Origin of the sequence: Pseudomonas koreensis, assembly GCF_024169245.1 — a bacterium.
Taxonomy (GTDB): Bacteria; Pseudomonadota; Gammaproteobacteria; order Pseudomonadales; family Pseudomonadaceae; genus Aquipseudomonas; species Aquipseudomonas koreensis_F.
This window is the reverse complement of the sequence record NZ_JALJWP010000001.1, coordinates 136934-158625: the sequence shown is the minus strand read 5'-3', so window position 1 is coordinate 158625 and position 21692 is coordinate 136934. Positions and strand designations below refer to the sequence as shown.

20 protein-coding genes are annotated in these 21692 nt (G+C 58.7%); 18 read left to right on the top strand and 2 right to left on the bottom strand.

The features are described from left to right. Nucleotides 1-760 precede the first annotated feature (760 nt). From cyoA to cyoE, 5 genes are read left to right on the top strand one after another with little or no spacing between them, the layout of a single operon-like run. Nucleotides 761-1702, top strand: coding sequence for a ubiquinol oxidase subunit II (gene cyoA / locus J2Y90_RS00695; protein ID WP_024014231.1), 942 nt, complete (start codon nt 761-763; stop codon nt 1700-1702). A gap of 3 nt (nt 1703-1705) precedes the next feature. Continuing rightward, complete coding sequence (cyoB, locus tag J2Y90_RS00690) at nt 1706-3736, top strand: cytochrome o ubiquinol oxidase subunit I (protein WP_253495750.1); 2031 nt, start codon at nt 1706-1708, stop codon at nt 3734-3736. Nucleotides 3737-3739: 3 nt separating this feature from the next. Beyond that, on the top strand, nt 3740-4363 hold the full coding sequence (gene cyoC, locus J2Y90_RS00685; protein WP_016773303.1) for a cytochrome o ubiquinol oxidase subunit III: 624 nt from the start codon (nt 3740-3742) through the stop codon (nt 4361-4363). After that, complete coding sequence (cyoD, locus tag J2Y90_RS00680; protein ID WP_011335842.1) at nt 4363-4698, top strand: cytochrome o ubiquinol oxidase subunit IV; 336 nt, start codon at nt 4363-4365, stop codon at nt 4696-4698. Before cyoC ends, cyoD begins: the two co-directional genes overlap by 1 nt. Nucleotides 4699-4708: 10 nt before the next feature. Then, on the top strand, nt 4709-5596 hold the full coding sequence (gene cyoE / locus J2Y90_RS00675; RefSeq protein ID WP_016773305.1) for a heme o synthase: 888 nt from the start codon (nt 4709-4711) through the stop codon (nt 5594-5596). 96 nt (nt 5597-5692) lie between these two features. On the opposite strand, the gene J2Y90_RS00670 is transcribed toward cyoE, so the two are convergent. Next, nucleotides 5693-7105, bottom strand: a complete 1413-nt coding sequence (locus J2Y90_RS00670; RefSeq protein ID WP_253495748.1) for a PLP-dependent aminotransferase family protein — start codon at nt 7103-7105, stop codon at nt 5693-5695. A 122-nt stretch (nt 7106-7227) separates the two neighbouring features. On the opposite strand from J2Y90_RS00670, the gene J2Y90_RS00665 reads away from it, so the two are divergent. The 10 genes from J2Y90_RS00665 (at nt 7228) to J2Y90_RS00620 (ending at nt 16479) form a co-directional block, all read left to right on the top strand. Beyond that, nucleotides 7228-8328 carry a hypothetical protein gene (locus J2Y90_RS00665; protein WP_253495746.1) on the top strand — a complete coding sequence of 367 codons (1101 nt, stop codon included), beginning with the start codon at nt 7228-7230 and terminating at the stop codon, nt 8326-8328. Nucleotides 8329-8363: 35 nt separating this feature from the next. After that, nucleotides 8364-9632: an ATP-grasp domain-containing protein gene (locus J2Y90_RS00660; RefSeq protein WP_253495744.1), complete on the top strand. Its 1269-nt coding sequence runs from the start codon at nt 8364-8366 to the stop codon at nt 9630-9632. A 30-nt stretch (nt 9633-9662) separates the two neighbouring features. Continuing rightward, nucleotides 9663-10160 carry a RidA family protein gene (locus J2Y90_RS00655; RefSeq protein ID WP_253495743.1) on the top strand — a complete coding sequence of 166 codons (498 nt, stop codon included), beginning with the start codon at nt 9663-9665 and terminating at the stop codon, nt 10158-10160. Between the two features lie 81 nt (nt 10161-10241). Next, a complete protein-coding gene (locus tag J2Y90_RS00650) occupies nt 10242-10727 on the top strand; it encodes a cupin domain-containing protein (RefSeq protein ID WP_253495741.1) in 486 nt (161 codons plus the stop codon). A gap of 216 nt (nt 10728-10943) precedes the next feature. Then, complete coding sequence (gene yfcF, locus J2Y90_RS00645) at nt 10944-11588, top strand: glutathione transferase (protein ID WP_253495739.1); 645 nt, start codon at nt 10944-10946, stop codon at nt 11586-11588. 25 nt (nt 11589-11613) lie between these two features. Continuing rightward, nucleotides 11614-12954: a KamA family radical SAM protein gene (locus tag J2Y90_RS00640; protein ID WP_253495737.1), complete on the top strand. Its 1341-nt coding sequence runs from the start codon at nt 11614-11616 to the stop codon at nt 12952-12954. A gap of 29 nt (nt 12955-12983) precedes the next feature. Next, nucleotides 12984-13856 (top strand): branched-chain amino acid aminotransferase, encoded by an 873-nt coding sequence (locus J2Y90_RS00635; protein WP_253495735.1) that lies wholly within the window; start codon nt 12984-12986, stop codon nt 13854-13856. Nucleotides 13857-13876: 20 nt separating this feature from the next. Further along, a complete protein-coding gene (locus J2Y90_RS00630; protein ID WP_301291591.1) occupies nt 13877-14635 on the top strand; it encodes a TauD/TfdA family dioxygenase in 759 nt (252 codons plus the stop codon). Between the two features lie 66 nt (nt 14636-14701). Next, nucleotides 14702-15661: a diiron oxygenase gene (locus J2Y90_RS00625; RefSeq protein ID WP_253495731.1), complete on the top strand. Its 960-nt coding sequence runs from the start codon at nt 14702-14704 to the stop codon at nt 15659-15661. A 14-nt stretch (nt 15662-15675) separates the two neighbouring features. Beyond that, the gene (locus J2Y90_RS00620; protein WP_253495729.1) at nt 15676-16479 is read left to right on the top strand and encodes an N-acyl homoserine lactonase family protein; all 804 of its coding nucleotides are present in this window, start codon (nt 15676-15678) and stop codon (nt 16477-16479) included. Here the strand turns inward: J2Y90_RS00620 and J2Y90_RS00615 are convergent. Next, on the bottom strand, nt 16476-17903 hold the full coding sequence (locus J2Y90_RS00615) for a PLP-dependent aminotransferase family protein (RefSeq protein ID WP_253495727.1): 1428 nt from the start codon (nt 17901-17903) through the stop codon (nt 16476-16478). The two genes, J2Y90_RS00620 and J2Y90_RS00615, sit on opposite strands and share 4 nt — an antisense overlap. Nucleotides 17904-18463: 560 nt before the next feature. Between J2Y90_RS00615 and J2Y90_RS00610 the strand changes: the two genes are divergently transcribed. From J2Y90_RS00610 to J2Y90_RS00600, 3 genes are read left to right on the top strand one after another with little or no spacing between them, the layout of a single operon-like run. Continuing rightward, nucleotides 18464-19657, top strand: a complete 1194-nt coding sequence (locus J2Y90_RS00610) for an MFS transporter (RefSeq protein ID WP_253495725.1) — start codon at nt 18464-18466, stop codon at nt 19655-19657. Between the two features lie 32 nt (nt 19658-19689). After that, a complete protein-coding gene (locus J2Y90_RS00605; RefSeq protein ID WP_253495724.1) occupies nt 19690-20307 on the top strand; it encodes a CDP-alcohol phosphatidyltransferase family protein in 618 nt (205 codons plus the stop codon). Nucleotides 20308-20324: 17 nt separating this feature from the next. Next, the gene (locus tag J2Y90_RS00600; protein ID WP_253495722.1) at nt 20325-21635 is read left to right on the top strand and encodes an ATP-grasp domain-containing protein; all 1311 of its coding nucleotides are present in this window, start codon (nt 20325-20327) and stop codon (nt 21633-21635) included. Nucleotides 21636-21692 lie beyond the last annotated feature (57 nt).

The window sequence follows — 21692 nt, the reverse complement described above, 5'->3', positions numbered from 1 at the left end:
TTTGCATTTCAGAGCGTTTGTGAAAACACCGTGACGAACGGCAATGAAGCATGCGGCAAGTGTGCGACATGTTGTCACACACGGGCTGTCGCAGGGGCTCGGGATACGGCGGATTGGCCGCCTGTTACATAAAAACATTGGCCAGTTTCGGCGTTTTCGGGCTTCGGGCCGAAGGTGCCGGATCAGGCAGTTTTAACAGGCGCCGGCATGTGGGCGAAGGCCTTGGAATATCGGGCTTTGCGCCAGTCCGGCGCTCGCAGGCGGCTCGCAGAGCTGTCTGATTTGAGGCGGTTTGATCTGCACATTTCGCCGGGTTTGTTGAGAAGTGATTTCAACAACACCCGCAACTTTTGCAAAAATGGCGATGGATTGTTGCTCTGAGTGATAAAAATTATTTCGGGATAAGACATGGTGTATAGGGCGCTACCTATCTACAATCGCCCGCACTGAATTCCCGGCGCTGTTCAGCCTTTATCAAGGAACTGATCAGGAGGTCGGGTGTCGAGCGAGCCGCGAAGCTTTCAAGACACCCAGGTGTCGGTGCCTTTCCAATTTTCCGCACCAAATGGAATTGGTCTGTAACAAGGCCTTTGACCACGAATTCGAATAAGAACTGAACGCTGTCCCAAGGTTTTGTCGAGCGTGAGACGCGCGACGGGCGGCCCTTATTCAATCCAAAGAAAATGCCAACCCTTGGCAGGGTGAAGTGTTGGCGATCAAAACCCAACTGCATTGCGCAAGCTGCTTTAGAGGTCGTGAGATGAGTAAAAACAGGTACCCCAGATTACTAGGCCTAGTGCCGCTGCTCGGCACGTTGTTGCTGGGAGGCTGCAACATGACCTTGCTCAATCCAACGGGCCAGGTCGGCCTGGAACAGCGCAACCTGATCATCACCGCCACGCTGCTGATGCTGTTGGTCGTCGTGCCGGTCATCGTCATGACCTTCCTGTTTGCCTGGAAGTACCGCGCTTCGAACAAGAACGCCGTCTACACGCCGAAGTGGTCGCACTCGACCAAGATCGAAGTGGCCGTATGGACCATCCCGGTGCTGATCATCATCGCCCTGGGTTACATCACTTACATCTCGACTCACGAGCTGGACCCGTATCGTCCGATCGAGTCTGACGTCAAGCCGGTGACCATCGAAGTCGTCGCGCTGGACTGGAAGTGGCTGTTCATCTACCCGGAACAAGGCATTGCCACGGTCAACAAGATCGTGTTCCCGGCGCACACGCCAATCAACTTCAAGATCACCTCCGACGCCGTGATGAACTCGTTCTTCATCCCGGGCCTGGGCGGCCAGATCTACGCGATGGCGGGCATGCAGACCAAGCTGCACCTGATCGCCGACCGCAACGCTGAAATGGACGGTATCTCCGCCAACTACAGCGGCGCCGGTTTCACCGGTATGAAATTCAAGGCTATCTCCACCACTCAGGAAGATTTCGACGCCTGGGTCAGTGAAGTCAAGAAGTCGCCTAAACAGCTTGATCAGGCTGAATACGCAGCCCTGGCCAAACCGAGCCAGAACAACCCAGTCGAGCTCTACTCGTCGGTCACGCCGAACCAGTTCCAGATCATCGTCGACAAGTACGAAGGTATGAAGCCGGGCAAGCCGCTGAAGCACGAGAAGAAAGAGAAAGAAGTGGCGGCCACGGATATTGACGCGGGTTCGCATTCAGCTGCCGGGGCAGAGGAGTAAACGATGTTTGGTAAATTAAGTTGGGAAGCAGTCCCATTCCACGAGCCGATCGTGATGGTGACCATCGCCATGATCGCCCTCGGTGGTCTGGCACTGTTCGCTGCGATCACTTACTTCAAGAAGTGGACGTACCTGTGGACCGAGTGGCTGACTTCGGTCGACCACAAGAAAATCGGCGTGATGTACATCATCGTCGCCATGGTCATGCTGCTGCGCGGCTTTGCCGACGCGATCATGATGCGTACCCAGCTGGCCATGGCCACCGAGGGTTCGCCTGGCTACCTGCCACCTGAACACTATGACCAGATCTTCACCGCTCACGGTGTGATCATGATCATCTTCATGGCGATGCCATTCTTCACCGGCCTGATGAACCTTGCAGTGCCGCTGCAGATCGGCGCGCGTGACGTTGCGTTCCCGTTCCTGAACTCCCTGAGCTTCTGGCTGCTGGTGTCCGGCGTTGTGCTGATCAACCTGTCGCTGGGTATCGGTGAATTCGCCAAGACCGGTTGGGTTGCATATCCGCCGCTGTCGGGTCTGCAATACAGTCCTGGCGTGGGTATGGATTACTACATCTGGGCGCTACAGCTATCCGGATTGGGTACGACGTTAACCGGGGTCAACTTCCTCGCGACCGTACTGAAAATGCGTACCCCTGGCATGAAACTGATGGACATGCCGATCTTCACCTGGACCTGCACCTGGGCAAACGTTCTGATCGTGGCTTCGTTCCCGATCCTGACCGCGACCCTGGCACTGCTGACCCTTGACCGTTACATGGATTTCCACATTTTCACCAATGAACTTGGTGGCAATCCGATGATGTACGTCAACCTGTTCTGGGCGTGGGGCCACCCTGAGGTTTACATCCTGATCCTGCCGGCCTTCGGCATCTTCTCGGAAGTGATCTCGGCGTTCACCGGCAAGAAACTGTTCGGCCACCACTCGATGATCTACGCCTCGGGCGCGATCTCGGTACTGGGCTTCATGGTCTGGCTGCACCACTTCTTCACCATGGGTTCGGGTGCGAGCGTCAACGCCTTCTTCGGTCTGGCGACGATGCTGATTTCCATCCCGACGGGTGTGAAGCTGTTCAACTGGCTGTTCACCATCTACCAGGGCCGTCTGCGCTTCACCAGCCAGGTAATGTGGACCCTGGGCTTCATGGTGACCTTCGCCATCGGCGGCATGACCGGCGTACTGCTGGCCATTCCGGGTGCTGACTTCGTGCTGCACAACAGCCTGTTCGTGATCGCGCACTTCCACAACGTGATCATCGGCGGTGCGGTATTCGGTTACATCGCTGGCTTCGCGTTCTACTTCCCGAAAGCGTTCGGCTTCAAGCTGCACGAAGGCTGGGGTAAAGCAGCGTTCTGGTTCTGGATCTCGGGCTTCTTCGTCGCGTTCATGCCGCTCTATGCACTGGGCTTCATGGGCATGACCCGTCGTCTGAACGCCACCACCAACCCTGAGTGGGTACCGTACCTGTACGTTGCCATGTTCGGTGCGGTGATGATTGCTGCCGGTATCGCCTGCCAACTGATCCAGCTTTACGTCAGTGTGCGTGACCGCAACAAGCCAGAGAACGTTTGCGATCACGGTGACCCGTGGAATGCGCACACCCTGGAATGGTCGACCTCGTCGCCACCACCGTTCTACAACTTCGCTGTGCTGCCAAAGGCTGACTGCATCGACCCGTTCACCGAAGCCAAGGAAAACGGTACTGCGTACCAGCGTCCGGCCAAGTACGAGCCGATCCACATGCCGAACAACACCGCCACTGGCGTGGTGATGGGCGCGCTGTTGACCGTCTTCGGTTTCGCGATGATCTGGCACATCTGGTGGCTGGCGATCGCGAGCCTGGTGGGCACCGTCGTTTACTTCGTGATCCACGCTGCACGTGACGACCAGGGCTATATGGTTCCGGTTGAAACGATCGAGCGTATCGAAGCCGAGCAGCACAAGCGTCTGGTCGCGGCAGGGAAAATCCCGGCCGGTGCCACCCGTGTTGAAACCTCGTTGGAACAGGCTTAAACCATGTCGAACTTAGTGACCAATGTTGGACACGCCCATGGTGACCATGGGCACGATGACCATCACCACGACTCGGGCGAGATGACCGTATACGGTTTCTGGCTCTACCTGATGACCGACTGCATTCTGTTTGCGTCGATCTTCGCGGTGTACGCAGTACTGGTAAACAACGTTGCCGGTGGCCCGTCGGGCCACGACATCTTCGAACTGCCTTACGTGCTGGGCGAAACCGCTCTGCTGTTGTTCAGTTCGATCACCTACGGCTTCGCCATGCTGGCGTTGTACAAGGGCAAGAAGCAGGCGGTCCTGGGCTGGTTGTTCATGACCTTCCTGCTCGGCGCGGGCTTCATTGCCATGGAGATCAACGAGTTCCACCTGCTGATCTCCGAGGGCTTCGGTCCTAGCCGTTCGGGCTTCCTGTCGGCGTTCTTCACCCTGGTCGGTACCCACGGTCTGCACGTTTCGGCCGGTCTGATCTGGATGGGCATCATGATGTATCAGGTCAACAAGCATGGCCTGACGTCGACCAACAAGACCCGTCTGAGCTGCCTGAGCCTGTTCTGGCACTTCCTGGACGTGGTCTGGATCTGCGTCTTCACCGTTGTTTACCTGATGGGGACTCTGTAATGGCTAATGCACACTCCCATGACAGCCACGATGCTGGCCACGGCAGCGTCAAGTCGTACGCCATCGGCTTCATCCTGTCGGTAATCCTGACCGTCATTCCGTTCGGTCTGGTGATGTACCCGACCCTGCCGAAGTCGACGACGCTGGCAATCGTGCTGCTGTTCGCAGTGATCCAGGTGATCGTTCACCTGTATTACTTCCTGCACCTGGACCGTTCCATTGCACAGCGTAACAACGTGATCGCGTTCGTCTTCACGGCGATTGTGATCGTGCTGCTGGTTGGCCTGTCGCTGTGGATCATGTTCAGCATCCACACGTACATGATGGCGAAGTGAGGTAGACCCGATGTCGCTCAAGCACTTTATCCAAATCACCAAACCGGGGATCATTTTCGGTAACGTGCTTTCTGTGGCAGGCGGGTTCTTCCTGGCCTCGAAAGGGCATGTCGATCTGGCGGTGTTTCTGGCCGCCATGATCGGTACTTCCCTGGTCGTGGCCTCCGGTTGCGTGTTCAACAACTGCATCGACCGCGACATCGACCTGAAGATGGAACGCACCAAGAACCGTGTGCTGGTCCAGGGCCTCATCTCCCTGAAACTGGCCCTGGTTTACGCGACCATTCTGGGTGTTCTCGGCGTTGCCTTGTTGTACAAGGTGGCCAACCCGTTGGCGGCCCTGTTCGCGGTAATCGGCTTCATCATCTACGTCGGCTTCTACAGCCTGTACCTCAAGCGCAAGTCGGTCCACGGCACGCTGGTGGGCAGCCTGTCGGGCGCCATGCCGCCAGTGATCGGTTACGTTGCCGTGACCAACAGCTTCGACATGGCCGCACTGACCTTGCTGGTGATGTTCAGCCTGTGGCAGATGCCGCATTCCTACGCCATCGCGATTTTCCGTTTCAATGATTACCTGGCCGCATCGATTCCGGTGCTCCCAGTGAAACGCGGCATTCAAGTGGCGAAGAAGCACATCCTGCTCTACATCCTGGCGTTCCTCGTGGCGACCTTGATGCTGACCTTCAGCGGCTACGCCGGCATGAGCTACCTCGCCGTCGCCGCCGCCATGGGCATGTACTGGCTGTACATGGCCTGGACCGGCTACAAGGCAGTCGATGACACCGTCTGGGCACGCAAGCTGTTCGTGTTCTCGATCTTCACCATCACGGCGTTGAGCGTCATGATGTCCCTGGACTTCAAGGTGCCGACAGAGCTGCTGCTGACGTACGCGCCGTAAGTTTGCTGGCTTCAGAAAAAACCCGCCATCGCGAGATGTGCGGGTTTTTTTTTGGCTGATATTCGACGGGCAACGTGGTGAGTTGCATACCGAGGGTCATTTCGTATCCAGCAAACGGAAAAATCGCTCCCGCACATGCACATGATCACTGTGCGCGACGTTGAACCGCAGATAGTTGCCGGCGTCCGCAGCTTTGCTCAGCAATGTGCCCGGGGCCAACACCAGATTGTTTTCCAGTCCTTGGCGGGCCAGGATTTCGGCGTTCTTGCCCGCAGGCAGGCGCGTCCAGATGAACAGCCCTTCGCCGGGTAGCGACGACACCGAGCAGCCTGCTTCAACCAGCCAGGCGGCGACGCGGCTGTTGGATTCGTACAAGCGGTCGACCGTGCGTCGCGCGTGTTTAGCGTAGCTGCCATCACTGAGCAGGGTGCAGGTGATTTGCTCGGCCAGTTCCGAGGTGACGCCGCCGCAGGCCATTTTCAGCGCGATCATTCGTGCTGCCAGGGGCGCCGAAAGCACTGCATAGCTGACCCGGCTGTTGGCGGTCAGGGTTTTCGAGAAGCCCGAAACGTAACTGACGTTGTCCAGGCCGCTCGCTGCCAGACGCGGAGTACGGCGTTGCTGGATATCGCAATACAGATCGTCCTCGACGATATGGAAGCCGTATTGGTGGCTCAACTCCAGCAAGCGGTAAACCTGGGCCGGTGAGAAGGAATGGCCGGTCGGGTTGTGCAGGGTGCTGTTGGTCATATACAGCACCGGTCGATGGGCGATCAGCAGTTGCTCCAGCGCTTGCAGGTCCATGCCGCTGCTGTCACGCGCGATGGTAATTACCTTGGCGCCATGCAGTGCGAGGTTGGCATGCAGGTTGAAATAGCAGGGATCATCGAGCAGCACAGTGTCGCCGGGTTTGATCAGCAGTCGCATCAACAGGTCGATGGCCTGCATGGTGTTGGCGGTGGTGATGATCTGTTCCAGCGGCGCTTCGATGCCGAATGTCGCCAGTTTCACCTGCAAGGCCTGACGCAAGGGCAGGTAGCCCCCGGCGACGCCGTACTCGCCCATGCGCAAAGTGGTCGCGCGCAATGTACCGCGCACGGCTTTGAGCAACTCTTCGGCGGGCAGCCATGAAGAGGGCAAAAAGCCGCAACCGGGACGCAGTGCGCCGTTGTCCAGCAACAATGCGCGCCGCACCACGCTGAGGGTGTCCTGGGGTTGCAGATCGGGGCGCGGACCGGGGGCGGGCGAGATGGCTGCGCGGTGCACGTAATGCCCCGAGCCTTGACGTGACACGACCTGGCCCTTGGCCCGCAAGCGGTCGAGAGCATCGACCACGGTCGATTTGCCGACGTTCATCAACTCCGACAATTCGCGGATCGGTGGCAGCCTGGCGCCGTGGGGCAGGCCTCCGGTGCTGATGGCCTGGGACAGTTGATCGACGATCTGCTGCACCAGCGGCACGCCGGGCTGGAACTGGACTGCGGCGATCACGGCGCGTTGAACCTGCATTTTACTGGTCTCTCCGACAGTAAACTTCGCTGGATTCTATACGAACTTGCTCTGACTGGAACACGGGCGTGTCCCTACCATCGCCTTACAGATTTTGCTGGTTGGCGGTCAGGAGCTTTGGGATGAGTATTGAAACAACGGTCGCCGTGGCGAAACCGGTCATCAATGTGCGGTTGTTCGTGATCCGCATGATCACCGCCGTGTCGCTGTTCGCGGTGCTGGGCAAGGCCAACGTGTGGCTCGACACCGCCACCAACAGCATTCTCGCACTGGGTTATCGCGCCCTGCTGTTGCTGCTGCCACTGACGTTGCTGATTCTCGGCCGTCGTTCGCTCAGTGTGACGCTGTTGTGTGCCAGCCTCGGCCTGGTGTTGCTGGCACTGACCAGTCAGCAGGGGATGGTGATGTTTTCCGCGGGACTGTTCGCCTACGGCATTGCGATTGCCGGTTACCTGATCAAGAGCGAGGCGGCGCAGACCCGCGAAGGCGCGGCATACAACCGCGTGGCAATGAACATGGGCAGCCTGGTTGCCGGGCTGATCCTGTTGTCGCCAATGCTCACGCCGACGATGTTTTTTCTCGGCGCTGCAGCATTTGTGCTGCTGTGTATGCCGATCGCCCTCGGCGCCACGTTCAGCAGCCAGCCGAGCGTGGCCCGCCCGGTGACGCAGGACGGCAGCGGCTGGCGCAACAAGCTGCCGTGGGTGATCGCCGGGATCATCATGGGCATCAAGCTGTTCGGCGTGTTCTCGATCCTGCCGCAAGCGATTCTGCTCAAGACCGGCGAACTCCCGGCCTGGTACGGGCTGATGCTGATCCTCAACAGCGCAGTGGTGGTGTTTGCTCAGGTGCCAGTGATGAACCTGATCGAACGCACCGGCCGCTTCAAGGTACTGGTGGTGATCGCGATCATTGCCGCAGGTTTCGCCGTGCTGTCCGCACCGGGCGTCTTCCATGTCGAAACCTTGCTCGGTGCGTTGATCTGGGTGGCGCTGCTGTCGATCGCCGAGTGCGCGTTCAGTTACCTCGACTACTTCTCGGTCAAGCAAAACAACATGTTCGTCAAAGAAGTTTCGCTGGGCGTCGGTGCCGGGTTGACCGTACTGGTCATGCGCGTGGTCCCGGCGCCGTTCAACGCCGTGTTGCTGGCGCTGCTCGGTGCCGGCGGGATTCTGCTCTGGTACTGGCTGGTGCGCCGCTCCAGCGCCGAGCTGCACGATTGATTCGCAGTGTTCCCTTCAAGGAGTCAGGGGTCGTTATGAGTACGAGGTCTTGCATGGTGGTGGTCGGGTATAACGGCAACCGGGTCAACGATATTCAAAAGCTGCGCGAGTGCTGTCATCGCCTCTACAACGCGCGCCTGGTACTGCTGGTCGAGCAGGTGCAGGCGGACGATCATCGGGTGGCCGATCACGTCTGCAGTACTTCATTCGCCGAAGCGGATGTGCTCGACTCGGTTGAGCAGGTGGCCGGTTGTTTGAGCGCCGATCATTGGCAATTGCTCGGGGTGCTGCCGTTCTCCGATCGTGGAGTATTGCTTGGCGCGGCGCTGGCCACGCATTTCGGTCTGCCGGGTATCACCCCGGCACAGGCTCGGGCGGGACTGGACAAGCAGATTTTCCGTCAGCTCGAAGCGCGTGCCGAATCCTCCCCGGTGGATTATCGCCCACTGGCCTCGATGCGCATCGACAGCCTGGCGCAGTTGCGTCAGCGGGTGGTCGAGCTAGGCGGTAAAGGGTTCATCAAACCGGCATGTGAAGGCGCCAGTCGTGGCTGCAGGGTGATCAACCATCCGGGCGAGTGCGAGGAAGCGTGGCAGGCGCTCAAACCCTATCGCGAGGGCGGCATCGTTCTCGAAGAACTGGTGCAGAACGCCCGTGAATATAGCTGGGACGACGTTGCCGGCAGCACCTGGATCACTGAAAAAACCACCACCGAAGGTGCTTATCGCGCAGAAATCCAGCAAGTGGTGCCGGCGCCGCTGAATGCCCAGGTGCAGGCACGACTGATGGCTGCCGGGCAGCATATGGCGGCGCTGGTGTCGGCGGATAACGGCGCGTGGCACAACGAAGTGTTCCTGCGTGACGACGGCTTGAGTTCGGCGGTGGAAACCAACATGCGCCCCGGCGGCATGCACATCTGGGATCTCGCCCGGCACGCCTTCCAGGATTTCGATCCATGGCAACGCTGGGTGCGCTGGGCCGTAGCAGGCCACATTGACCGACATGTCCCGGTGGCACGCGGTCACTGCGGGATTCGCCTGCTGCGCGCACCGCTCGACGGCCGCCTGCGCTCAGTGCCGGACATTGCCGCTCTCGCGCACACCCTGGGTATAGATCTGGTCGAGGCGCTGTACGCAAAAAAGGTTGGTGATCCGGTCAGTGCCCTGGTGCAGGACAACACCGCGTTTGTCGGCCACATCATTTTGTTCAACCACGATTACGCGCAGCTCAGCGATGACTTGCTGCGACTGGCCGACGCGATCGAGGCGCGGATCGAAGTCACGGTACTAGCCCTGGCCGGTTGATGAGACGCTTTTGTTCAAGGGGTGAAACAGATGAGTGAGCAACTACTGACATGTGATGAACGCTTCATCGCGCTGGCCAAGGAATTGGGCTATGACATCTATGGCGAAAACACCGCCGGCGGCCACTACGCGCCCCTCGTGCGCAATCACGATGAGCTGTACGTCAGCGGCCTGGTGCCGCGCATGAATGGCAGGATCCAGTACCCCGGCCGCGTCGGTCTGGAGCTGACCCTGGCTGACGCGCAGGCGGCGGCGAGCATCAGTGCGATGCGCGGTCTGGCACTGATCGTGGATGCGATCGGCTCGCTGGACAAACTCAGGTCTTTGATGCGGGTAACCGTTTACGTCAAGTCCACTGCGGATTTTGTCGACCTCAGCGAAGTGGCCAACGGCGCCTCTGATGTGTTCAGTCATGTATTGGGCGACGCGGGCAAACATACCCGCACGACGGTCGGCGTTTATCAACTACCGAAGAACGCGGCGATCGAAGTGGATATGATTGCGGCTTTACGTCCTTCAGCACTGTAAGTTGTAATCGTGCAACTTTACATCGTGAACTTACGTAACTAGTGTTGGCCAATTCAATGGCTGGATGACAGGAGGGATTACATGAGCGGACTGCACGGTGAATTTTTTTCCTACAAGGACTTTCGACAGAGCCTGCATCATCGCCCGCTCAGTCCGAAAGTCTGGAGCCATGCGCAACTGACGGATATGCGCCAGACGCTGGAGAGCGCTGACGTCGACATTGTTGCCTTGGCAACCGCGCCGACTCTGGATGGCTGCGAAGTCACGCCCGGCGTGGCCATGGCCATGCAGTGGCTCAACCCTGGCACTGAACTCAAGGGGCACGCGCACGCCTGGTGGCACCTGTTCATCATCCAGTCCGGTCACGGCAGTCTGACCCTCGGCGAAGCCAGCCCGGTGGCGGTCAGCCCCGGCGATGTGCTGTTGGTGCCAGCCTGGACAACGCATGGTTTCAGCAATCGCGACGGCAATGCAACGCTGGCGATGCTCAATCTGAGCAACATGCCGCAGATGGCGTTGCTGGCCAATTTTGCCGACAGCCATGGGCTGATCACCACCCCGGCCTGACGTCGGGTGTTGTTTGCAAGGGAGCCGAAAGGCTCCCTTTTTTTTTGTGTTTTTGCCCGATGGCAATTTTGTTCTGTATCCATGCAAACGGGCAGATTCTGTATCTATTCGGCTTTTAAGCAACTAACTACGATCACTTCCAAGGCATTCAACAGAGCATAAGTGCCCCGCTGATAAGGGGTGCGCCTGAATGCGCTTAATACACAGGAGTGTTTTATGGACGGTGTAAAGCTGAAGTTGTATGTCGGCGCAGATTTTGTCAGTGCCTTCGCCATGTCGGCATTTGTCGGGCTCAAGGAAAAGCAACTTTCATTCGATCTGGTAACCCTCGATTTAAAGGCGCGGGAGAATTATTTGCCGGCTTATCGTGATCTTTCACTGACTTGCAAAGTTCCCACACTGATTCACCAAGGCTTCGCACTTGCCGAGTCTTCGGCCATTGCCGAGTACCTCGACGAGATCGCCCCCGGTCATCCGAGATTGTTACCGCAGGATACCCGCCAGCGCGCTCGCGCCCGGCAACTGCAAGCCTGGCTGCGCAGCGATCTGCTGGTGATCCGCAAGGAACGTCCGGCCGATCTCATCTACTTCGGGCCGCGCAATACACCGCTGTCGGCAGAAGCACAGAGCGCGGTGCAGCGTTTGTACTTTGTTGCAGCGCACCTGTTGGAGGACGGCGCCGAACACCTGTTCGGTGAGTGGAGTATTGCCGACACCGACCTCGCAATCATGCTCAACCGCCTGCTGGCCAACGGCGATCCGATGCCGGCGCTGCTCGCCGACTATGTGCGTCGCCAATGGCAGCGCGACAGCGTCCAAGCGTGGCTCGATCAGCCCCGCGCGATGCCGTTGCAAGCCTAAACCCCCGCGAGCCAGGAGCGCTGCCATGCAAGGACTTTCACCTTACGATCGTTACAAGCCCTACACCTCACGCAGCATTCGCGAAACGCAGTACTGGCACAAACTCACCCCGCAGTTGCAGGAAGCCATGGACGTGGTGGCACGGGTGATGCCGTTTCGAACCAATGACTATGTGCTCGGCACGCTGATCGACTGGGACAACATTCCCGACGATCCGATCTTCCGCATGACTTTCCCCCACCGCGACATGCTGTTGCCGGACGAGTACGACGCACTCAAGCGCCTGATCGAGGCGGATGATCCGTCGGCGATCAAACGCCGCATCGAATCGATCTGGCTGCGGATGAATCCGCACCCGGCCGGGCAACTGACGCACAACGGCGTCAGCCTCGACGGCAAAATCCTATCGGGGATTCAGCACAAGTATCGCGAGACCGTGCTGTTTTTCCCCGGTGCCGGGCAGACCTGCCACGCCTACTGCACCTTTTGTTTCCGCTGGGCACAGTTCATCGGCGAGGAAGAGCTGAAGTTCAACGCCCGTGAATCCCAAGAGCTGGTGAGTTATCTGCAGCAGCACACCGAAGTGACCGATGTGCTGATCACCGGTGGCGATCCGATGATCATGAACGCCCGTTCGCTGGCAGGGTACATCCAGCCGTTATTGACGTTGCCGCACGTGAACAGCATCCGCATCGGCACCAAGTCCGTGGCGTACTGGCCGCAGCGCTTTGTCAGTGACAAGGACACACCCGAGTTGCTGGCGCTGTTCGAACGCATCGTCGCGGCCGGTAAAAACCTTTCGATCATGGGCCACTACAACCACCCGGTTGAACTGCGTCAGGACATCGCCCGCCAAGCCGTGGCGAATATTCGAGCGAGTGGCGCGACCCTGCGCATGCAAGCACCGGTGATTCGCCATATCAACGAAAACCCAGCCGACTGGGCAGCGTTGTGGACCGAAGGCGTGCGCCTCGGCGCGACGCCTTACTACATGTTTGTCGAGCGTGACACCGGGCCCAGCCACTATTTCGCGATGCCGCTGGCGCGGGCCTTTGAAATTTTCCAGGCCGCCTACCGCAGCGTTTCCGGTCTGGCGCGGACCGTGCGCGGGCCATCCATGAGCACTTTTTACGGCAAGGTCCTGATCAACGGTATCGAGACCGTTGCCGGGGAAAAAGTCTTCGTTCTGCAGTTTCTGCAGGCGCGCAATCCGAAGTGGGTGCTGCGCACCTTCTATGCCTGTTTCGACCCGCAAGCGACGTGGTTCGATGAGTTGCGCCCGGCGTTTGGCGAACGCGCATTTTTCTTTCAGAGCGACGCGGTGACGACGCCTGAATTGATACCGGTGCTGCTGCAGAGCGCGTAGGACGAATACCTCAAAGGAGAGAAAACGACATGAGCGCAATTCCGTTTGATCAACGCGATGGTGTGATCTGGCTCGACGGCGAGTTTGTCGAATGGTCACAGGCGCGGCTGCATGTGCTCAGTCATGGGCTGCATTACGCCAGCACCGTGTATGAGGGCGAGCGTGTGTATGGCGGCAAAATCTTCAAGTTGCATGAGCACACTCAGCGCTTGTATCGCTCGGCGCAATTGATGGATTTCGCCATCCCCTGGTCGCCGCAGGAACTGCAAGCCGCCAGTCAGCAATTGCTCCAGCGCAACGCCGTGGTAGACGGTTATCTGCGCCCTGTGGCGTGGCGCGGCAGCGAGATGATTTCGACCTCTGCGCGCTTCAACCGGGTGCATGTGGCGATTGCCTGCTGGCAGTGGCCGAGCTACTTCGACCCCGAGGCGCGGATGGCCGGCATTCGTCTGAAAACCGCGGATTGGCGTCGACCACCGCCGCAGAGCAGTCCGTTCGAAGCCAAAGCCTCGGGGCATTACCAGATCGCCACGCTGAGCAAACATGACGCGGAAAACAACGGCTATCACGATGCCTTGATGCTCGACTGGCGCGGCCATGTCGCCGAGGCCACGAGCGCGAATGTGTTCTTCGCCAAGGGCCGGACGCTGCACACACCGCTGGCCGACTGTTTTCTCAATGGCATCACGCGCCAGACCGTGATCGAGCTGGCGCGTGCCCTGGATTACCAGGTTATCGAGCGGACGATATTGCCCACTGACCTGGGTGACTTCGATGAGTGTTTTCTCACCGGCACCGCCGCCGAAATCACCCCGGTACAAAGCATCGACCAGCAGCGCTTCGAGCCGGGTATTGCCTGTCGCGAATTGATTGCCGCCTACACCTCAACCGTTAACGCCTGAACCACAGAAGGACCGCCACCATGTCAGATCAAGGACTTGCCGTGTCCGCACCTTATGCTGCGCTGAGCCATCGTCACGACGAGCTGGCGACGCGCGGCTGGACGGTGCTGACGCCCGAAGAGTTCGCCCACGATGTCGAGGGCGTTTTACACGGCTTCGGCCCGATCATTCCGCAGTTCAACGGGCAAACCGCGTTCGCCATCACGCGTAAGCCGGGCTACGAGGACCTGCCTTATTCGCAGAGCATGAACGGCATCGGCCCGCACACCGAGGCACCGGTCTACGGGCCGCCGCCACGCTACCTCGCCTTGCATTGCCTGCGGCAGGCGACCTGTGGCGGCGGGCATACCGGGCTGGTTGACGGCGTTGAGTTTCTGCGCTCGCTGACGTCCAGCGAACCCGAGCTGCGCGAGTGGCTCGACGACCATCCGGTCGAGTTCGTCGCCACCGCCAAACCCGGCGAGCCGGACCAGCGCCGTGTGCTCGAGTACATCCTCACGCCGACGGCCTCCGGGGATATTTTCCGCTTCAGCTACAACCAGTTTCACTACGGCGATGTGAACCCGTCAAAGCAAGCGCTGGAACAATCGCAGGTGGCCGGCAGTGATACACCGCTGGCGCGATTCGCACGGTTGGGCGAGGCGTATTTCCTCAAGCACAACACCCCGGTGCTGATCCCCGACGGTTGCCTGCTGATCTGGGACAACTGGCGAATGATCCACGCCCGCAGCCGCTACAGCGATCCGGCGCGTCACCTCACGCGCTACTGGCTGGGCTGATTTTTCCGACTGCCTTCTTTCCATTGGCGTACCCCTGGCGGGTACGCACCTTACGGGTACCGTGTCATGCAAACAGCAATCGAGATTGCCACCGTTGATCATCAACTGGTGGTGCGGCTGAATCAGGCCTGGAGCAAGCGCGCGACGGTGTGTTCGCCGGACAAAACAGCCGCGGTCGAGACGTTCGACCCGGCGCGGGCCGACTACCCCGAGCGGCTGGTACCGTTTTTCAATCATGCGGACTTTCAGGCACTCAGTGCCGAGCTGAAAAGCGCGGTGCTCACCTGGGGCTGGATCGGTTACAACCTGCGCACCGTCACCGCCGAGGAACACGTGGTCAACCCGGCGCTGAGCGTGATCGCCAACCAGTATCTGGGGGCCGATGACTGGCACTTTCGCGAGGCCATGCAACAAACCCTGATCGACGAGCATTACCACACGTTGATGCACCTGCGCGCCATCGAGCGCACCCGCGCCGAGCGCAACCTGACAGTCATGCTCGAGCTGCCGCCGTCGGTGACTTATCTGCGCCTGCTGGCCCTGCAGGAAACCCTGAGTGAGCAATGGCAGCGTGATCTGGCAGCGATCACGTTCGCGGTGGTTGCGGAAATCAGCGTCAATGCCTACCTCGATCTGTTGGCCGACGATCAGAGTATTCAGCCGCAAAATCGCCGCGTCGCCGAACTGCACAACCGCGACGAATATGCCCACAGCAAAGTGCTCGCCGAAGTGGCCAAGGTCATGTACGCCAACATGCAGGTGGCCCAGCGCGAATTTTTCACCCGCACCTTGTCGCAGGCCCTGAGTGCGTTTGTTGCCCAGGACTACTCGATGTGGGAAGCGATCCTGACGCAGCTGGGTGTGCAGCAAGCGGCGCGGATCATCGAGCAAACCCGCGAAAGCAATCGCAACGCGACCATCATGCGTGATTACAGCGGTCTGCACCGTCTGGCTGAGGATCTGGGCATCAGCGCTCAGCTCGATTTCGACTTCCGTCCAACTCTGAACACCACGGCGGCCGCCTGAGCGGGGAGATGAACATGACCGTTCCTGTGTATGAAGTATTCGCCATCCGTGTTGGCGCCAACGCGCAGCGCACTGCCCGGGAAAACTTTCTCTACGATGCCTGCTGTGGCGATCCGAACGCTTCGATGCCGCTCGATTATTACTTCTGGGTCATCCGTAACGAAGAGCATGTAGTAGTGGTCGACACCTGCTTTCAGCCGGCCACGGCGGATCGGCGCAACCGGCAGATGTACCGTCGCCCGGAAAACTCCCTGCGCCAGTTGGACATTGATCCGAGCCAGGTCAAGCAAGTGATCCTGACCCATTTGCATTGGGATCACGCCGGTAATCTGGGGTTGTTCCCAAATGCTACGGTGCATTTGCAGGAAGCCGAACTGCGCTTCTGCACCGGGCCGAAAATGGCCCATCGCACGGTCAACAAAACCTACGAGGTCGAGGACGTCATGTCGGCGCTGCCGCCGCTGTTCGAGGGACGCTTGCGTCTGCACACCGGCAGCGCCGAAGTGCTGCCGGGGCTTACAGTGCATCCGGTCGGGGGGCACACGCCGGGTAGCCAAGTGGTGCGCGTGCACACCGAGCGCGGCTGGATCGTGCTGGCCTCGGATGCCGCGCATTTATGGGCGAACATTCGCCAGCGCAGTCCGTTTCCGATCCTCGACGATCTGGCGCAAACCCTGGAAGCCTTCGACCTGATCGATGCGCTGGCGGACGGCGCGGATCATGTCATTCCGGGACATGATCCGTTGATCGCCGAGCGCTTCGCCCACTGGAACGAAGACCCGCACATCATCAGCCTGCACCAGCCACCGATTGCCTAACGTTGTTCGTCGAGCAGTCGTCCGAGGGTTTGCAGCGCCTCATCGATGCGCGAAGAAAACGGCGTCCCGCAGGCAATACGCAGGCAATGGCCGAAGCGCTGAGTGTTGGAAAAAATGTCGCCAGGGGTGATCTGGATACCGACCTTCAGCGCCTCGTGGAACAGCGTCATCGCCGACAGTTGCCGGGGTAGCTCCACCCACAGTAACGTCCCGCCGCGGGGCGCGGTGGCGCGAGTTCCGGCAGGGAAATAGCGGATGATCGCAGCGCTGGTCTGTTGACGTTGTTCGGTGAGGATTTTGCGCAAGCGACGCAGATAGCGTTCATATGACGGACTCTTCATGAAGGCGCTGACGGCCAGCTGCGACAGTGCTTCACAGCCTCGGGTCTGGGTGTGTTTGAGCATCTCGACCCGTTCGTGCCAGCGTCCGGCGCTGATCCAGCCGAGGCGTATGCCCGGCGCCAGAGTTTTGTTCAGCGATGCGCAATAGATCAGATTGTCGTTGCGGTCCCAGTGCTTGAGAGTGGACAGCGGTTGTTCGGTGTCGACCAGATCGCCGTAAGTGTCATCCTCGATCAACACAGTGCCATGCTCATCGCACAGCTCGACCAGTCGCGCCTTGTGTGTGTCGGGCATGATGCTGCCGAGCGGGTTTTGCAGATTGGGAATCACGATCATGGCGCGGACCGGTTCCGGTCCCTTGAGCATTTGTTCGAGGGCAAAGAGATTCAGGCCGCTGTGGGCGGTGGTCGGCACTTCGAGCACGCGCAAGTTGAGACTTTCGAGGATTTGCAGCAGGCCGTAAAAGGTCGGCGACTCCACCGCCACGGTGTCGCCGGGCTGCGTAACCGCGCGCAACGCCAGATTGATCGCCTCGGTGGCGCCATTGGTGATGACAATGCGCTCGGCGGGCATATTGGCTTTGCTCGCCAGCGCGCGTCTGGCGAGCACCTGGCGCAACACCGGGTTGCCGCACGCCGAACCTGGCGCGCCGAGCAAGTGCCGATCCAGGCGCAGGGTCTTGGCCATGTGCGTCTGCAAAGTCTTTAGCGGATACAACTCCGGTGCACAGTAGGCGCTGGCGAAATTGATTTTGACTGCGGCCTGTTGGCTGGCCTTGAGCACCGAAGACACCTGTTGGTGAATCCCCACGTACACGGCGCTGTCCAGCGCCACCGGTGCAGCAGGGGCGGGTGGTTTCGGTTTGTCGGGCTGGCGGATGAAGTTGCCCGAGCGCGGTCGGGCCTCCAGCACGCCCTGGTCCTCCAGCGCCCGACAAACCTGTACAGCGGTGGACAGACTCACCGCGTGTTTTTCCATCATCAATCGAATCGAAGGGAAACGTTCGCCGGCCTTGAGGGTGCCGGTGCGAATCGCGTCGAGGTAGTGGTTGGCGAGCTGACGATAAAGGGGCGTGGTGTTCATGGTGACCTCAGCAATCGCACCACTGAAGTCTTGGGCTGGAAAGTGAGTTGACGCTCTCTGCGGGCGGATCCGTGGTGCTCATGGGTTAGGGAAAGGATTTTCTGGCACAGCCGAACCGTGCACGGTCGCCGTGTTGGGTGGCCTGCGATAGTTGCGGGACGGGCATTGATTGCCGTAGACGCTGGCACTTTGCAATGGGCCAGGCTGAATAGCCTGCATGGCAAAAACGTGCCGTATGTAAATCAGCCATGCAGGTGCAACCATGATGGCGGACAGGGTGTTACTTGTTGTCATGAATGCACTTGATTAGTGCAACCCGGTAGCACCCATAGTTACTGGGTCATTGATGAGCGCCGCTATTGATAGTTGGTTTTTTGTCCTGCTTATGCGCTCTGGCAGTTGTAACAAGTTCGTGGCTTTAGAACTGCGTCGCACTAAAAGAGTGCGTGTTTTTCGCCTAGCAAAAGTTTATGACAGATCTGTTAAAAAATATTGCCGAGAGATTTTTTTTACTATAGCGTGTGACCCGTAAGCAGGAAGCTTTAACAGTGAAGGATCACATGAATATCACTTATTCAACCAAGAACCTGACGATTCTGATATGGATCGTAAACCTCTGTGCCATTTGCGCCTCTACCCTCAGTTATATCTACCTGTCTTATTACACTTACAAGGAAACCGGCAGTCTGCTGTATTCGCAGATCGTGCTGTTTTCACCGATGGTGTTGCCCGTAGTATTTGTCGGGCAGATATATCGGCTCTCTGACCGGATCTCTCCGCGCACCTTGCTCCTGTTGTCCAATGCCGTAGCGTTGCTGGTGGCGGTGCTGGTCTATTCGATATTGCCGACAGTTGCCCTGATAGCCATTGTCGGTGGCGTCGCGATCGGTACGCTGGACGCGCTGCAACGGGTGGGTCGCATCGTCGCGATCAAATGCTATTTCAACTCGCAGAACGTCGAGTCGACAGTGCCTTTGACGCTGACTGCGCAGTTCATTGCTGGCGGTATCGCCGGTGCAACAATGGGCCTGGTCAAAGGCGAGATGATGCCCTGGCAGGCTATGCTGATCACCGCCACGCTGTTTGCGATCGCAGCCGGTGCCGCCTTTCTGCTGCCCAGGGCCGAGCGTCCGGCCAGCGGCGCGTTGCCGCCATCTGCTGCACTGATCGCGACGTTCTCCCAATTGATGAAAACGACGCCTTCACTGCGCAGCAGCTTCACCAGCTTCATCATCTTCGTCAGCGTCTACCAGGGTTTCTTCAACGTTTCGCGGATTATTCTGCCTGCCCATGTGCTGGGTTTGTCGGAAGGTTATGTCGGTCTGTTGCAAGCCGTGAACAGCATGGCCGCGTTGGCCGGGGCGATCCTCTACTACAAGCTCAACAAGCGCGGCCATCGCCTGGCACCGCTGTCGATGGCCGGCGCCAGTGCGCTGTTCATGATGACCGCGGCCTATGGTGGCGGGTTTGCCTCAAGCTACATTGCTTACTTCTTCTACATCTTTTTCTTTGAACTGGCGTTTTTCAAACTGCAATCGGATGTGGTGCTGGCGACGCCGGCCAATGCCATGCCTTTGGTGGCGTCGGTGCAATATGCGGGCGTCTACGCCGGGATGATCCTTACAATATTCTTTGGCTCATTGCTGGTTGAACATATTGGTTTGTTTGCCACCAGCATGGTATTTGCCGGCAGCTATCTAATAGTTATGAAGTTATTATCGTCAGGTCTAAAGCCGGTCGAGCAAACTGTTTAATTAAACTTTTCCAGACAAGGAAGTCATGACTCATGCGTCATATAGTGCCGCTGTTTCCGTTCGTGCGTTTTCTCGATCTGGCTAATTGGGTGACTACCTTAAACATACTGTTGTCCTTTATTGCCGTGGTCACGGCGTATCAAGGTCAATTGTCCTGGGCCGCGAGTATCATTTGCCTTGCCGCGATACTCGACTTCCTCGACGGCCACATCGCGCGGACCTGGTTGTCCGCTGATACTCCCCGTCGGGCATTCGGCAAACACCTGGACAGTTTTGCCGATCTGCTGAATTTCAGTGTCGCGCCGGCGCTGATCCTGATTCTGCTGTTCCCTTCTTTTGCGAGTGTCGCGGTGGCCGCCGGCCTGGTGCTCTCGGGCGTGCTGCGCCTGGCGGTGTTTGCCATCAATGATCCGAAAGCGCCGGTCGGCTATCGCGGGTTGCCGACAACCTATTCCGGTTTGCTGTTTGCCCTGGCTTTTCAAGCAGTGGCCGCCAGCCATCTCGCCGCCCATGCCCTGGTGTGGCTGACTTTACTGATTGCCGTGTTGCAAGTGACCAATCTGAAATTGCCGAAATTCAAGGCAATGCCCACGGTCACGTTCATTGCGGTGGTCTTTTCCCTGAGCACTTTTCTCCTTCACAACGCATAAGTACACGGAGCGCTTTTATGAAACACGTCGTTTTGGTCGACAGTACTGTCAGTGGCCTGCTGGCTTTCGAAGCTGCCAAGCGTCTGGGTTGTTACGTGACGTTCATTCACCAGCGCGATATGTCATTCCTGACCATTTCGGTAAAGGGCGATCAGTCGAAAATCGAGCCTTATCTCAAGCACGTCGACGAATACATCCGTGTCGATTCGCTCAATGGCGATGAGTTTCACGATCTGCTGGTCAAGCTCAACGACACCCGCAAGATCGATGCGCTGATCACCACGTCCGAAGCGGCGATTGTTGCCGTGGCCCGCGAAGCTGAACTGCTCGGTACGCGTTACCCGAGCCATGAACATCTGTGCGGCGCCGTCTACAAGAGCCGACTGCGTGAAACCCTGCGGGCAAACAATGTGCGCTCCCCGGATTTCCAGGTATTGACCGAAAGCCAATTGGCCGAAGGGGTTGTTCCGCGCCTCGCACTGCCGTTCGTAGTGAAGCCGACCCGTGGTTTCTCCAAGCAGTTCTCGGCGATCTGTTTCACCAGGCAAGACTTCGATGCTTTCGTCGAAAACATCCGTCAGGCCCGCGCCGATTCCGATCCGATGATCGATGGGCTGGTGAGCCGTGAATACCTGGTCGAGCAATACGTCAACGGCACGCTGCACTCGGCAGAAGTGATCGTGCAGAACGGCGTGGTCTCCTGCTATGCGACGACCATTCGTTTCCGCGCCGACTACAACGAAATCCTCGAGATGACCGCGACCATGCCATCCGGCCTGGACATCGCGGCGCGTGACGAAATCAAAGCGTATGTGCAGCAGGTGTTCAGTGCTCTGAAACTGGACATCGGCCTGTATCACGTCGAATTGCTGCGCGATGAAAACGGTCCGTGCCTGGTGGAAATCAACGCGCGGATGATGGGCAGCGTCGCGCCGCAGATGTACCGGATGCTGACGGGTATCGATCCGTTCGAAATGCTCATCCGCCTGCACTTGGGCGAGACCATCAAGATTGACGACTCGCTGATCGAAACGGCCGGCACCGTGGTCACCGTCGCTTCGCGACATGGCGGCCGGATATCCTCCAGTTACGACCCGAGCCTGTTGCAACCGTTGCTGGATAAATACGAAATCACCTTCTGCACCGCGCATGTCGCTCCGGGTCAGGAAGTGAGTGTTTACAGCGGCAATATCGGCACTATCGGCCACGTCATCGTGCTCGACAGCTGCCCGTACGCCGCAGCGAAAAAGGGCAATGAGTTCCTCGCTGAGCTGTCGCTGCTGTACGGCAACGAGCTGGCGAAATACACCGGCCCCGAGTTGCTCTGAAGCACACGCGTACCCGGCGCCCGGTGGCCATCGCTGTCCCCAACGGATTGTAATCAC

Coding starts and splice junctions, on each gene's coding strand:
- cyoA (WP_024014231.1), top strand. CDS start 761: ATGAGTAAAAACAGGTACCCCAGATTACTAGGCCTAGTGCCGCTGCTC.
- cyoB (WP_253495750.1), top strand. CDS start 1,706: ATGTTTGGTAAATTAAGTTGGGAAGCAGTCCCATTCCACGAGCCGATC.
- cyoC (WP_016773303.1), top strand. CDS start 3,740: ATGTCGAACTTAGTGACCAATGTTGGACACGCCCATGGTGACCATGGG.
- cyoD (WP_011335842.1), top strand. CDS start 4,363: ATGGCTAATGCACACTCCCATGACAGCCACGATGCTGGCCACGGCAGC.
- cyoE (WP_016773305.1), top strand. CDS start 4,709: ATGTCGCTCAAGCACTTTATCCAAATCACCAAACCGGGGATCATTTTC.
- J2Y90_RS00670 (WP_253495748.1), bottom strand. CDS start 7,105: ATGCAGGTTCAACGCGCCGTGATCGCCGCAGTCCAGTTCCAGCCCGGC.
- J2Y90_RS00665 (WP_253495746.1), top strand. CDS start 7,228: ATGAGTATTGAAACAACGGTCGCCGTGGCGAAACCGGTCATCAATGTG.
- J2Y90_RS00660 (WP_253495744.1), top strand. CDS start 8,364: ATGAGTACGAGGTCTTGCATGGTGGTGGTCGGGTATAACGGCAACCGG.
- J2Y90_RS00655 (WP_253495743.1), top strand. CDS start 9,663: ATGAGTGAGCAACTACTGACATGTGATGAACGCTTCATCGCGCTGGCC.
- J2Y90_RS00650 (WP_253495741.1), top strand. CDS start 10,242: ATGAGCGGACTGCACGGTGAATTTTTTTCCTACAAGGACTTTCGACAG.
- yfcF (WP_253495739.1), top strand. CDS start 10,944: ATGGACGGTGTAAAGCTGAAGTTGTATGTCGGCGCAGATTTTGTCAGT.
- J2Y90_RS00640 (WP_253495737.1), top strand. CDS start 11,614: ATGCAAGGACTTTCACCTTACGATCGTTACAAGCCCTACACCTCACGC.
- J2Y90_RS00635 (WP_253495735.1), top strand. CDS start 12,984: ATGAGCGCAATTCCGTTTGATCAACGCGATGGTGTGATCTGGCTCGAC.
- J2Y90_RS00630 (WP_301291591.1), top strand. CDS start 13,877: ATGTCAGATCAAGGACTTGCCGTGTCCGCACCTTATGCTGCGCTGAGC.
- J2Y90_RS00625 (WP_253495731.1), top strand. CDS start 14,702: ATGCAAACAGCAATCGAGATTGCCACCGTTGATCATCAACTGGTGGTG.
- J2Y90_RS00620 (WP_253495729.1), top strand. CDS start 15,676: ATGACCGTTCCTGTGTATGAAGTATTCGCCATCCGTGTTGGCGCCAAC.
- J2Y90_RS00615 (WP_253495727.1), bottom strand. CDS start 17,903: ATGAACACCACGCCCCTTTATCGTCAGCTCGCCAACCACTACCTCGAC.
- J2Y90_RS00610 (WP_253495725.1), top strand. CDS start 18,464: ATGAATATCACTTATTCAACCAAGAACCTGACGATTCTGATATGGATC.
- J2Y90_RS00605 (WP_253495724.1), top strand. CDS start 19,690: ATGCGTCATATAGTGCCGCTGTTTCCGTTCGTGCGTTTTCTCGATCTG.
- J2Y90_RS00600 (WP_253495722.1), top strand. CDS start 20,325: ATGAAACACGTCGTTTTGGTCGACAGTACTGTCAGTGGCCTGCTGGCT.